Source organism: Pseudomonas veronii (genome assembly GCF_001439695.1).
GTDB classification, from domain to species: domain Bacteria; phylum Pseudomonadota; class Gammaproteobacteria; order Pseudomonadales; family Pseudomonadaceae; genus Aquipseudomonas; species Aquipseudomonas veronii.
In genome coordinates, this window is sequence record NZ_JYLL01000037.1 from 17,441 (window position 1) to 29,652 (window position 12,212).

10 protein-coding genes are annotated in these 12,212 nt (G+C 62.0%); 6 read left to right on the forward strand and 4 right to left on the reverse strand.

Going from position 1 to position 12,212, the window contains the following annotated elements:
* Window positions 1-13: 13 nt before the first annotated feature.
* The 4 genes from mgrA to epsC all read right to left on the reverse strand — a co-directional run bounded on the left by mgrA (window position 14) and on the right by epsC (window position 6,013).
* Window positions 14-1,051: an L-glyceraldehyde 3-phosphate reductase gene (gene mgrA, locus TU80_RS27740; protein WP_017848582.1), complete on the reverse strand. Its 1,038-nt coding sequence runs from the start codon at window positions 1,049-1,051 to the stop codon at window positions 14-16.
* Window positions 1,052-1,159: 108 nt separating this feature from the next.
* Window positions 1,160-2,488, reverse strand: coding sequence for an OprD family outer membrane porin (locus TU80_RS27745; RefSeq protein ID WP_082107807.1), 1,329 nt, complete (start codon window positions 2,486-2,488; stop codon window positions 1,160-1,162).
* 212 nt (window positions 2,489-2,700) lie between these two features.
* Window positions 2,701-4,662 (reverse strand): choline transporter BetT, encoded by a 1,962-nt coding sequence (betT, locus tag TU80_RS27750; RefSeq protein WP_169796397.1) that lies wholly within the window; start codon window positions 4,660-4,662, stop codon window positions 2,701-2,703.
* 424 nt (window positions 4,663-5,086) lie between these two features.
* Window positions 5,087-6,013: a serine O-acetyltransferase EpsC gene (gene epsC, locus TU80_RS27755; protein ID WP_017848585.1), complete on the reverse strand. Its 927-nt coding sequence runs from the start codon at window positions 6,011-6,013 to the stop codon at window positions 5,087-5,089.
* 166 nt (window positions 6,014-6,179) lie between these two features.
* On the opposite strand from epsC, the gene TU80_RS27760 reads away from it, so the two are divergent.
* From TU80_RS27760 to TU80_RS27785, 6 genes are all read left to right on the forward strand, one after another.
* Window positions 6,180-7,175, forward strand: coding sequence for a D-cysteine desulfhydrase (locus tag TU80_RS27760; RefSeq protein WP_057005858.1), 996 nt, complete (start codon window positions 6,180-6,182; stop codon window positions 7,173-7,175).
* A gap of 279 nt (window positions 7,176-7,454) precedes the next feature.
* Window positions 7,455-8,249, forward strand: a complete 795-nt coding sequence (gene tcyJ / locus TU80_RS27765; RefSeq protein ID WP_017848587.1) for a cystine ABC transporter substrate-binding protein — start codon at window positions 7,455-7,457, stop codon at window positions 8,247-8,249.
* Window positions 8,249-8,914, forward strand: a complete 666-nt coding sequence (gene tcyL / locus TU80_RS27770) for a cystine ABC transporter permease (protein WP_017848588.1) — start codon at window positions 8,249-8,251, stop codon at window positions 8,912-8,914. Before tcyJ ends, tcyL begins: the two co-directional genes overlap by 1 nt.
* 3 nt (window positions 8,915-8,917) lie before the next feature.
* Complete coding sequence (tcyN, locus tag TU80_RS27775; RefSeq protein ID WP_046385059.1) at window positions 8,918-9,664, forward strand: L-cystine ABC transporter ATP-binding protein TcyN; 747 nt, start codon at window positions 8,918-8,920, stop codon at window positions 9,662-9,664.
* Window positions 9,665-9,970: 306 nt separating this feature from the next.
* Complete coding sequence (locus TU80_RS27780) at window positions 9,971-10,735, forward strand: hypothetical protein (RefSeq protein WP_017848590.1); 765 nt, start codon at window positions 9,971-9,973, stop codon at window positions 10,733-10,735.
* Window positions 10,736-10,933: 198 nt separating this feature from the next.
* Window positions 10,934-12,175 carry an SfnB family sulfur acquisition oxidoreductase gene (locus tag TU80_RS27785; RefSeq protein ID WP_057005859.1) on the forward strand — a complete coding sequence of 414 codons (1,242 nt, stop codon included), beginning with the start codon at window positions 10,934-10,936 and terminating at the stop codon, window positions 12,173-12,175.
* The last annotated feature ends 37 nt before the right edge of the window (window positions 12,176-12,212 follow it).

Sequence of the window (12,212 nt, forward strand, 5' to 3'; positions counted from 1 at the left end):
GGGTCGTGCCGGGTTATTCAGCCGTCGATGGCTTTTCCCACAAGTTGATCCCGCCTTCCAACGCGAACCGATCGATCTCCGCCAGTTCTTCGGCGGTAAAGCTCAAGTTCTTCAGCGCCCCGACGTTTTCAATGATCTGCTCCGGCCGGCTCGCGCCGATCAGCGCACTGGTTACCCGTGGGTCACGCAGGGTCCAGGCCAGGGCCAGTTGGGCCAGGCTTTGGCCACGGCGCTTGGCGATTTCATTCAGCGCGCGCACGTGAGCGAGGTTGGCTTCGGACAAGTGCTTGGCCTGCAACGAACCGCCACCGGGGCGATTGACCCGTGCATCGGCCGGCACGCCATTGAGGTACTTGTCGGTCAGCAGCCCCTGGGCCAACGGCGTGAACGCGATCACCCCGGCGCCGAGGGCTTCGGTGGTGTCGAGCAGGTCTTTTTCCACCCAGCGGTTGAGCAGGTTGTAGGCCGGCTGATGGATCAGCAGCGGGACTTTCCACTCGTTGAGCAAGGCCGCGATTTCGCGGGTTTTCACCCCGGAGTAGGAAGAAATACCGATGTACAACGCCTTGCCTTGCTGCACGGCGGTGGCGAGGGCGCTGGCGGTTTCTTCCAGGGGGGTGTCGGCATCGAAGCGGTGCGAGTAGAAAATATCCACATAGTCGACGCCCAGGCGCTGCAGGCTCTGGTCCAGGCTCGCCAGGATGTATTTGCGCGAACCGCCGCCCTGGCCATAAGGGCCGGGCCACATGTCCCAACCGGCCTTGCTGGAGATGATCAATTCGTCGCGGTAATGCTTGAAGTCTTCGCGCAGCAAACGCCCGAAGTTGATCTCGGCGCTGCCATAGGGCGGGCCGTAGTTGTTGGCCAGGTCGAAGTGGTTGATCCCCAGGTCGAACGCGGTGCGCAGCAGGGCGCGCTGGGTGTCGATCGGGGTGCTGTCGCCAAAGTTGTGCCACAGCCCCAGGGACAGTGCCGGCAGCACCAAGCCACTGCGGCCGACGCGGCGATACGGAATAGATTCGTAGCGGTTTTCGGCAGCGATATAAGTCATCGAATCCTCTCTTGGACGGGGGCAAATAAGGCCTGGGAATAAGCCTATTCCCAGGCCTTTTAAGCAGCTGAATCGCTTAACGTTGCCTTTCCGTTTTACAGCAAACTCCTACCAGAGTGGAACGACATAGCTGACATAAAAGCGGTTTTCATCCTGCACGGTAGCACCGGTAATGTCTGGGCTGGCGTGGGCGTTTTTCCAGGTCACGCCCAGGCCCTTGAGGGTGCCGGTCGGCACTTGGTAGGCCACGGCAACGTTACGTTCCCATTCGCTGGTAGTGCCCTGTGCGGTGCGGATGTCATCGCCGTGGGCATAGGCGGCGGAGAACGTCAGGCCGTTGAGGCCCAGTTTGCCGAAGTCATATTTGTATTGCGCCAGCCAGGTGCGTTCGCCGGCGTGCTGGAATTTGTTCAACTGCATGTTGGTCAGCGCCGGGGTGTCGGCACCCGAGCCGGGGCCCTGGCGGCTGTCGCCGCTGTTCAGGCCGGAATCCAGGTAGGGGAAGTCGCTGCTGCCGCTGTTTTTCTGGATGCCGAGGCCGACGGTATGACCTTCCAGGCTGTAGCTTTCCAACAGGCTGACGGTGGACTGGTTGATGCGGCCCTTGTTCACGCCATCGCCATAGACCCCCGCCGCGGCATAATCCTTGTCGCCATCGGCGTTACCGCCCACCCCCAGGCTGCGGAACATACGCACATCGGTGTCGATCGCACCGACCGACAACGCGTCATGGCGCTTGGCACCGAGGAAGAACTGTTGGTAGTAATCCTCAAGGTTGGAATACCACAGGCTGACGGTGGTGCCCGGCAAGCCGGTGTAGTCGGCACCGCCGAAGAGGAAGCGGTCGCTTTCCTTGGTGCCGCCCGCGGTGATCATGCCCTGGTCGCCGGTTTCATTGCGGATCTTGGTCTTGAAGATATCGCCACCGGTGAAGGTGAAGTCGCTGAGGTCCTTGGAGACCAGTTGCACACCGGTGTTGGTCTGCTGGTACAGGCGGCCGTCGGTGTTGGCCAGCACCGGGTTGTTGCCATACAGCGTACCGACCCGCAGTTCATCCTTGGCGAAGCGCATTTTGAACGTCGGGCTCAGCACGCCGAACTGGTCAGCGGATTTACCGTCGTCCAGCGGGAACATGCTGCCGGGGTAGCGGCCCTGGTGATTCTTGTCATTGAGGTCGCCGCCGGAGTCCAGTTTCAAACCGTAAAACGCCTGCAAGTCGAGGCCGAAACCCACGGGGCCTTCGGTGTAGCCGGACTTGAAGTTGAACTCGAAACCCTGGCCCCAATCGCGAATGCTGTGGGCCTTGGCATTGCTGCCGACCACGTCACGCCCCTGCTGGTTGAGATAGCGGTTGAGCAGGGTCACATCGGCGTGGCTGTCATCGATAAAATCGGCATGGGCGGACAGCATAAAGCTCGCCATGGCGACACCGACCATGGGGCTTAATAACGTCTTCATTGTTACCGGTCTCCGTCACTGTTCTGAAATGAAAGCGTCAAACGCTTCACACAATTACGCAGTGGCTAGATGACAGTTGCGCGTCAAAACGCGGCGGGGGCACATGAAATTAAGTTTAAGAAAGCCCCGTAATAGAGGCTTTGCGTGGGGGTAAAGCGCGCCCTGCCCACGCGGGAGCAGGGCCTGGAACATCAACGCACCAAGTGCAGGAACTGCAGGTGGCGCTCGTACTGGTCGAGAATATCGTTGATGACCTGCTCCTTGGTATAGCCCACCAGATCGTAGTCCTGGCTGCCCTCGCTCAAGTGGACTTCGGCCCGGTAGTAGCGACGGTTGTTGAGCTCCTTGGAACCCATGCCGCCACGGGCAAACGACGGTGTGAAGTACCCGCGCATTTGTACCTGATAAACGAACGGGTGCTCTTCGCCATGGCCGATTTCCAGGCTGACGCTGTCGTTGGACGGGTCAGGCTGGGTGACCACATTCAGGCCCTTCTCGACGAACACAGCGGTCACTTCTTCAATCGCCGGGCGTACCGTCGACTCAAGGAAGCGGTACACCTCGTCGCGCGACGGGAAATGCACCGCCTGGCTCAAACGCTGGCGCCAACCGCCACGGCCCTTGCGCGCCGCGGACACAGGGGCCAACGAATGCAGTTGGGCGATCTGCTTCTGCGATTCGAGGTAGAAGGCTTTGTGCAGCCCCCACATCATCAGCAGCAGGATCAACGAGAACGGCAACGAGGTCAGCACCACCGCCGATTTCAGCGAATCGATACTGCCGGCAAACAGCAAGGCACTGGTCACCAGCGCAGTCATCGCGCCCCAGAACACCCGCAGCCACTTCGGCCCGTCTTCATCGGCGTTGCCGCCTTTGGATGACAGCGTGGACAGCACCACGGTGCCGGAGTCGGCGGAGGTGACGAAGAACACGAAGCTGATAAACACCGTGACCGCGATCACCGTCTTGCTCCACGGGTAGGTTTCCAGCAGCAGGTAGAGGCTCATCGACGGGTCATCGATGGCCGACTGGCCGAGCGCCGTCATCCCGTGATTGAGCACCTGGTCGATGGCGCTGTTGCCGAAGATCGACATCCACGCCAGGGTGAAACCCAGCGGGATCAGCAGCACGCCAAACACGAATTCGCGGATGGTGCGGCCACGGGAAATACGCGCGATAAACAGGCCCACGAACGGCGACCAGGCAATCCACCAGGCCCAGTAGAACACGGTCCAGCCACCCAGCCAGTCGCTTGGCTTGTCGTAGGCGTAGACGTCGAAACTCTTGGTCGGCAGTGCGCCGAGGTAGTCGCCGATGTTCTGGATCAGGGTGTTGAGCAAGTGCTGGGTGGGCCCGGCGAACAACACGAACAGCAGCAGCGCACAGGCCAGCAGCATGTTGATGTCGGACATCACGCGCACGCCCTTGTCCACGCCGGCCACCGCCACCAGGATCGCCGCCCCCATCATCAGGGTGATCAGGCCGACCTGGATCCACTGGGTGTGGGCAATGCCAAACAGGTAATCCAACCCGGCGTTGAGGTGCAGCACACCAAAGCCCATGTCGGCACCGAGGCCGAACACCGTGGCGATGATGCCGAAGCCGTCCACCGCGTAGCCGATCGGGCCGTTGATGCGCTTGCCGATCAGCGGGTACAGCGCCGAACGCAACGCCAGCGGCAGGTTATGCCGGTAGGCGAAGTACGCGAGGGCCATGCCGACAAAGGCGAACACGCCCCAGCCATGCAGGCCCCAGTGCAGAAACAGGATCTGCATGGCCTGGCGCGCGGCATCGGCGTTCATCGCCGCGCCCTGGGGCGGTTGCACCAGGTGCGTCAGCGGCTCGGAGACGCAAAAGAAAAACAGCGTGATGCTGATCCCGGCGGCGAACAGCATGCCGGCCCAGGACAGGTAACTGAACTCGGGCTCGTCGTGGTCGGCACCGAGTTTTATCTTGCCGTAGCCCGATAGCGCGGTGACCACCACGAAGACCAGATACAGAGTCATCGCGAGCATGTAGTACCAGCCGACCGTATTGGCCGCCCAGTTTTGCGCCGCCAGCAACCAGGCACCGGCCTGTTGCGGGATGGCGATGACGATGATGCCAAACAGCAGGATGAAGCTTGCGGCGAAATAGAACACGGGCGCATTCATACGCACCAGACCGCTGGGTGGGGTGGTCGATGCACTCATGAACGATGCACCCCTGAGGTGTGAGATGTGGCTGTGAATAACGGACTCAGCAAAGGTAAGCCTCCTGTTGTGAGCGGGCAGCGAACCACCGATTTAACTTGAACGAACGTTCAAGTTAAACATGGATAGGCGGTTTTGGACTAATCGCAGGGCTGAGTGGTAGGTGATTCCTACACTAGCTCAAGGACTGGTATGACGCCTGGGCGAGGCAAATCATCCAGCGGTTGCCGACTGAAATACCGCTCACATTTGAAACGCAGTCACCCTGTGGGAGGGGGCTTGCCCCCGATTGCGGTGGGTCAGCCAGCACATGCATTGGGCGGCCCACCGCTATCGGGAGCAAGCTCCCTCCCACAGGTTTGTGTGTGATGTTTAAGGGCGTGCGTTACTTTTGGGTGCCGTCGTCATGCTGCAGATTCGCCTGCGTGATGTTCGCCCCCACCGGTACGCTGCGGGTCAGCCACACGTTGCCGCCAATGGTCGAGCCCTTGCCGATGGTGATCCGCCCGAGGATCGTCGCCCCGGCATAGATCACCACGTCGTCCTCGACGATCGGATGGCGTGGATGGCCTTTCTGCAACTGCCCGTCCTCATCCGCCGGGAAGCGCTTGGCGCCCAACGTCACCGCCTGGTAGATACGCACGCGCTCGCCGATGATCGCGGTTTCGCCAATCACCACACCCGTGCCGTGGTCGATAAAGAAACTCGGGCCGATCTGCGCGCCGGGGTGTATGTCGATGCCGGTGGCCGAGTGGGCGATCTCCGCGCTGATGCGCGCCAACAACGGCAGGCCGGCGCGGTACAGATGATGGGCCAGGCGATGGTGAATCACCGCCAGTATCCCCGGATAGCACAGCAGCACTTCATCCACACTGCGCGCAGCCGGGTCGCCGTGGTAGGCGGCCAGCACATCGGTGTCCAACAGGCTGCGCAGGGACGGCAAGGCCAGGGCGAAATCCTGGATCAGGCGGATGGCGCGGGCGTCGACCTCACTGTCATCCTGGCCGCTCTGGCGCGCGGCGTAGCGCAGTTCCAGGCGCGCTTGGCCGAGCAAGGCATTCAAGGCGACGTCGAGGGTGTGGCCGACGTAGAAATCTTCACTTTCCTCACGCAGGTCCACCGGCCCCAGGCGCATCGGAAACAGCGCGCCGCACAGCGCTTCGAGGATCTGCGCCACGGCCTCGCGCGAAGGCAGCTCACGACCGCCGTGCTCGCCACTCATGCGGCCATTGCGCGCTCGCCACTGGTCCCGCGCGCTGCGCAGTTGGCTGACAATGGTGGGTAATTGCCAATGACTGGAACGCTCACTCACGGTATTCACTCCTGACAAAATGGCCATCACTTTACGATAGGCACCCCGGCTGCTCTTAAGAACCAATGGTGCAATGCTAAGAACCATCAAGCATAAACGATTGGCGGTTGCCCGATGAAAAGTGCCTGCCTATAGTCGCCCCATCACTTAGCAACCGTGCGTAGCCATGATCAAACAACAGCTCGACCGTTTTAACCGCCTGGAACTGCTGGGCGGCGCCACTGCCCTGGAAAAACTCGAGCGGCTGTCGACCTGGCTGGGCAGGGACATCTACGTCAAGCGCGACGACACCACACCGCTGGCCATGGGCGGCAACAAGCTGCGCAAACTCGAATACCTGGCGGCCGATGCCATCGCCCAGGGCGCCGATACCCTGGTGACCGCCGGGGCCATCCAGTCCAACCACGTGCGCCAGACCGCCGCGCTGGCCGCCAAGCTGGGCCTGGGCTGCGTCGCTCTGCTGGAAAATCCCACCGGCACCGAAGACCCCAACTACCTCGGCAACGGCAACCGTCTGCTGCTGGACCTGTTCGACGCCAAGGTCGAGTTGGTAGAGAACCTCGACAACGCCGACGACCAGCTCAACGCCCTCGCCGATCGCCTGCGCAGCAACGGCAAGAAGCCGTACCTGGTGCCCATCGGCGGTTCCAACGCGCTCGGCGCCCTGGGTTATGTGCGGGCCGGGCTGGAACTGGCCGCGCAGATCGAAGACAGCGGTCTGGAATTCGCCGCCGTGGTCTTGGCCTCGGGCAGTGCGGGCACCCACAGCGGCCTGGCCCTGGCGTTGAGCGAAGTGCTGCCGCAGTTGCCAGTGATCGGCATCACCGTATCGCGCACTGAAGAAGCGCAGTTCCCGAAAGTGCAGGGCCTGGCCGAGCGCACCGCCGCGTTGCTCGGTGTGGACATCCCCGAGGCCTTCAAGGTGATCCTGTGGGACGAATACTTCGGCCCGCGTTATGGTGAACCGAACGCCGGCACCCTTTCAGCGGTCAAGCTATTGGCGAGCCAGGAAGGCTTGCTGCTCGACCCGGTCTACACTGGCAAGGCCATGGCCGGCTTGCTGGACGGTATCGGGCGTCAGCGCTTTGAGGATGGCCCGATCATTTTCCTGCATACCGGTGGGGCGCCGGCGTTGTTTGCTTACAACGCCGTATTTAACTGAATAAACAGGGATCAACATGTGGGAGGGGGCTTGCCCCCGATAGCGGTGGGTCAGTGATACATGCATAAACTGACACGGCCCTATCGGGGGCAAGCCCCCTCCCACATTGGATTAAGTACATATTCAAAAATAGAATATCAATTTAGATTTATATTATTTTCAAGTCTTAAAAACCGGCTTTATCATCGCGCCGTAGGCGAAGACGCGCTACGCGCTTTAAGGCAGGATACGTCTACCGCGTCACCTGCTTCGCTCAACATAACAACACAGGGGCTCTTCATGACTATTTCTGTATTCCGTCGCACATTGCTGGTCGGCACACTGGGCCTGGCCCTCGGCGCTGGTTGGTTGGGCCAGGCCGTGGCTGGCGAACAGTTGGGCAACATCAAGAAAGCCGGTGAGATCAAGATCGGTCTCGAAGGCACTTACCCACCGTTCAGCTTTGTCGACGAAAGCGGCAAGCTCAGCGGTTTCGAGGTCGAGCTGTCGGAGGCGCTGGCCAAGGAGCTGGGCGTCAAGGTCAAACTGCAGGCCACGCCATGGGACGGCATCCTCGCCGCCCTGGAATCCAAGCGCCTGGATGCGGTCGTCAACCAAGTGACCATCTCCGAAGAGCGCAAGAAGAAGTACGACTTCTCCAAGCCTTATACCGTCTCCGGTATCCAGGCCCTGACCCTGGCCAAAAACGTCGACACCATCAAGACCGCCGACGACCTGGCCGGCAAGAAAGTCGGCGTGGGCCTGGGCACCAACTACGAACAATGGCTCAAGGACAATCAGCCCAAAGCCATCATCAAGACCTACAACGATGACCCCACCAAGTTCCAGGACCTGCGCATCGGCCGCATCGACGCGATTCTGATCGACCGCCTCGCCGCACTCGAATACGCCAAGAAAGCCAAGGACACTGCCGCCGCCGGCGACGCCTTCTCCCGCCAGGAAGCCGGTATTGCCCTGCGCAAAGGCGAGCCGGAATTGCTCGAGGCCGTGAACAAGGCGCTCGACAAACTGCGCGCCGACGGCACCTTGAAGAAGCTGTCCGAGAAGTACTTCAACGCTGACGTCACTCAATAATGGAAGCAGGTTTCCAACTCGCGCTGGACTCCGCGCCCTTTCTGCTCAAGGGCGCGTATTTCACGGTAATCCTCAGCCTCGGCGGGATGTTTTTCGGCTTGCTGCTGGGCTTCGGCCTGGCCTTGATGCGCCTGTCGCGCTTCATGCTGCTGCGCGGCGTCGCTCGCGTCTACGTGTCGTTCTTTCGCGGCACGCCCCTGCTGGTGCAACTGTTCCTGATCTACTACGGCTTGCCGCAAGTGGGCATCGAGCTGGACCCGATCCCGGCCGCCATGATCGGCTTCTCGCTGAACATGGCCGCCTACGCCTGTGAAATCCTGCGTGCCGCCATCGCGTCCATCGAGCGCGGCCAGTGGGAAGCCGCGGCCAGTATCGGCATGACCCGCGCGCAGACCCTGCGTCGGGCCATCCTGCCGCAAGCGATGCGTACCGCGTTGCCGCCGCTGGGCAACAGCTTTATTTCGCTGGTCAAGGACACCGCGCTGGCGGCCACCATCCAGGTGCCCGAGCTGTTCCGCCAGGCGCAACTGGTGTCGGCGCGCACCTTCGAAATCTTCACCATGTATCTGTCCGCCGCCCTGATCTACTGGGTCCTGGCAAGCATCCTGGCGCATTTTCAAAATCGTCTGGAAGACCGGGTCAACCGGCATGACCTGGAGTCTTGAAGCATGATCGTGGTTGAAAAACTGACCAAACAATTCAACGGCCAGGTGGTGCTCAACGGCATCGACCTGGAGGTCAAGGAAGGCGAAGTCGTCGCCATCATCGGCCCCAGCGGCTCCGGCAAGACCACGTTCCTGCGCTGCCTGAACTTCCTCGAAACCCCCACCAGCGGTCGCATCAAGGTCGGTGACATCGAGATCGACAGCAGCAAACCGCTCAACCAGCAACAGGGCCTGGTGCGGCGCCTGCGCCAGCACGTGGGTTTTGTGTTCCAGAACTTCAACCTGTTCCCGCACCGCACCGCGCTGGAAAACGTCATCGAAGGCCCGACCGTGGTCAAGAAGATGCCCCGTGAGGCCGCGACCGCCCTGGGCCGCACGCTGTTGGCGCGGGTCGGCCTGGCCGGCAAGGAAGACGCCTACCCCCGGCGCCTCTCCGGCGGCCAGCAACAGCGCGTGGCGATTGCCCGGGCGTTGGCCATGGAGCCGGAGGTGATCCTGTTCGACGAACCCACCTCGGCCCTCGACCCGGAACTGGTGGGCGAAGTGCTGGCGACCATTCGCAGCCTGGCCGAAGAAAACCGCACCATGGTGATCGTCACCCACGAAATGAGCTTTGCCCGGGATGTCGCCAACCGGGTGATCTTCTTCGACAAAGGGGTGATCGTGGAGCAAGGCGAGGCCAAGGCGTTGTTCGCCAACCCCAGGGAAGAACGCACGAAACAGTTCCTGAGCAAGTTTCTCGCGCATTGACGCGCGCCCACCGGCAGCACAACGCGTGTGGGGGAGCCCGCTCCCGCACACGCCCGGCCTGCCTGGGTAAAACAGCCCCCGCGCCACCCCCGAAATTCCCGCGCCCAGTCAGACCGTTCTGAATCGTCCCAAACCCGCCGTTTAGCCTTTTGCCGCCATTGACGCCCTCCGGCCAACGCTCTTATCTAGCGCCCAGAGGATTGGATCCTATCCCGGCTTTTCACTGAATCGTTCCTTTCGGCCCCCGTCGCGTTCCCGCGCCAAGGGTCCGGAACGATTGCTGCTGGCTGCATCAAGGAGATTACTATGACGCGCACCGCAACCCCGGCCCTGCTCACTGCCCCGACCCTGCCCCAGGCACTTGGCAACGGCATCAACGCCCTGGCCGCCACACAGCTGCAAGTCGACATCGCGCCCTACCCCGGCATGGATGAGGGTGACCTGATCGAGCTGTTCTGGAACAACTGCTTTGCCGACTCGCGGCGTATCACCGCGTGCAAGGTCGGCACCGCCACCCAACTGCGGGTGCCGGAAAGCTTTGTGCAGGACGGCCATGCGCGGGTTCACTACCAGGTCATGCAGATCGGCCACGGCCCCGCACGCTCAGCGGTGACCACGGTGCAGGTCAAGACCAACTACCCGGGCGGCCAACCGAGCGCGCTGTACAGCGACGAAAACCAGAACCTCGCCCCTGTGGGCCTGCCCGACATGATTCGTCGCTACGGCGTCAACAGCAGCCAGGTGCGGCGCGGTATTCCGCTGACCATCGAACCCTACCTGAACATGACCCGCGGCGACGCCATCACCCTGCGCTGGGGCGATGCGCGCCTGGACCTGCCGAAAATACAGGCCCGAGCCGTCGGCATCGCGGTGCAGGTGTGGGTGCCGTCGGCGATCATCATCGAAGCCGGCGACGACAGCCGGCTGGACGTCACGTACTGCATTCTCGATCGGGTGGGCAATAACTCACGCTGGGCGCCGGCCCGCACACTGCGCATCGCCGCCTATGTGCCGGCGACGCCGAAGCGCCCTTCCAGCGCCGCGCAGATCTATCAACCGCGTCGCCCCTGAAGCGTGGGTAACGGCCCTTCTATGCATATTCCTAAAAGTTAGTTTATTTAAATATTTAACACGTTTAGGGTATATAAACCGGACCACCGGACATTCCTGATTGTTTTGTTTCCATTTCATTGAATGCGAGGTCGGTATGGTCAGAATTACCCCGGTGCATAACGCCAGGGCATTACGTGCAGCCAAGGAGCGGCGCTGATGTCTAACTTGGCTCTAACACCCCCCCAGAGTGATCTGGACGTCGCCCCCCTGCTGTTGCCGGCCGTTGTGCTGCGCAACGATGCCCAAGCGCTGAGCGCGGCCCATGAGTTGGCCCAGGCCGCGCGCGTACAGGCCGCCAAGCGCGACCAGCAGCGCAAGCTGCCCTGGGCGCAGATCGAGCAATTCACCCGCAGTGGTCTGGGCAGTATTTCCATTCCCCGCGAGTACGGCGGCCCGCAGGTGTCGTTCACCACCCTGGCCGAAGTCTTCGCGATCATCAGCGCGGCCGACCCGGCCCTCGGGCAGATCCCGCAGAACCATTTCGGCATCCTGCACCTGCTGCAGGGCGCGGCCACCGAGCGCCAGAAAAAACAGCTGTTCCAGAGCGTGCTCGACGGCTGGCGCATCGGTAACGGCGGCCCGGAGCGCGGCACCAAAAACACCCTGGAGCTCAAGGCGCGGATCAGCGCCGAAGGCGACGGTTACGTGATCAGCGGCCAGAAGTTCTACTCCACCGGCGCCCTGTTCGCCCATTGGGTCGCGGTGAAGGCGCTGAACGACGACGGCAAGCAGGTCATGGCGTTTGTGCGCCGTGGCACGCAAGGGCTGCGCATCGTCGACGACTGGTCCGGCTTCGGCCAACGCACCACCACCAGCGGCACCGTGCTGCTCGACCGGGTGCCGGTGGACGCAGAGCTGGTGGTCGAAAACTGGCGCCTCGGCCAAAGCCCGAATATCCAGGGCGCGGTCTCGCAATTGATCCAGGCAGCCATCGACGCCGGCATTGCCCGTGGCGCGCTGGATGACGCCATTGCGTTCGTCCGCGAGCGCTCACGCCCGTGGATCGACGCCAAGGTCGAACGCGCCAGCGATGACCTGTATGTGATCGCCGACATCGGCAAATTGAAGATCGAACTGCACGCCGCCGAAGCCCTGCTGCGCAAGGCCGGCCAGGTGCTGGACCAGGTCAGCGCCGCGCCAATCACCGCGCAGTCCGCCGCACGCGCCTCGATTGCCGTAGCCGAGGCCAAGGTGTTGACCACCGAAGTGTCGCTGCTGACCAGCGAAAAACTCTTCGAACTGGCCGGCAGCCGCGCCACCCTCGCCGAATTCAACCTCGACCGCCACTGGCGCAATGCCCGGGTCCACACCCTGCACGACCCGGTGCGCTGGAAGTATCACGCGGTGGGCGCTTATCGCCTGAACGGCACATTGCCGGCTCGTCACTCCTGGATCTAACCGCCCAGAACACTTTTTCCACGCGCTTCTGGAGAAC

Coding starts and splice junctions, on each gene's coding strand:
- mgrA (WP_017848582.1), bottom strand. CDS start 1,051: ATGACTTATATCGCTGCCGAAAACCGCTACGAATCTATTCCGTATCGC.
- TU80_RS27745 (WP_082107807.1), bottom strand. CDS start 2,488: ATGGTCGGTGTCGCCATGGCGAGCTTTATGCTGTCCGCCCATGCCGAT.
- betT (WP_169796397.1), bottom strand. CDS start 4,662: ATGAATGCGCCCGTGTTCTATTTCGCCGCAAGCTTCATCCTGCTGTTT.
- TU80_RS27760 (WP_057005858.1), top strand. CDS start 6,180: ATGATCAAACAACAGCTCGACCGTTTTAACCGCCTGGAACTGCTGGGC.
- tcyJ (WP_017848587.1), top strand. CDS start 7,455: ATGACTATTTCTGTATTCCGTCGCACATTGCTGGTCGGCACACTGGGC.
- tcyL (WP_017848588.1), top strand. CDS start 8,249: ATGGAAGCAGGTTTCCAACTCGCGCTGGACTCCGCGCCCTTTCTGCTC.
- tcyN (WP_046385059.1), top strand. CDS start 8,918: ATGATCGTGGTTGAAAAACTGACCAAACAATTCAACGGCCAGGTGGTG.
- TU80_RS27780 (WP_017848590.1), top strand. CDS start 9,971: ATGACGCGCACCGCAACCCCGGCCCTGCTCACTGCCCCGACCCTGCCC.
- TU80_RS27785 (WP_057005859.1), top strand. CDS start 10,934: ATGTCTAACTTGGCTCTAACACCCCCCCAGAGTGATCTGGACGTCGCC.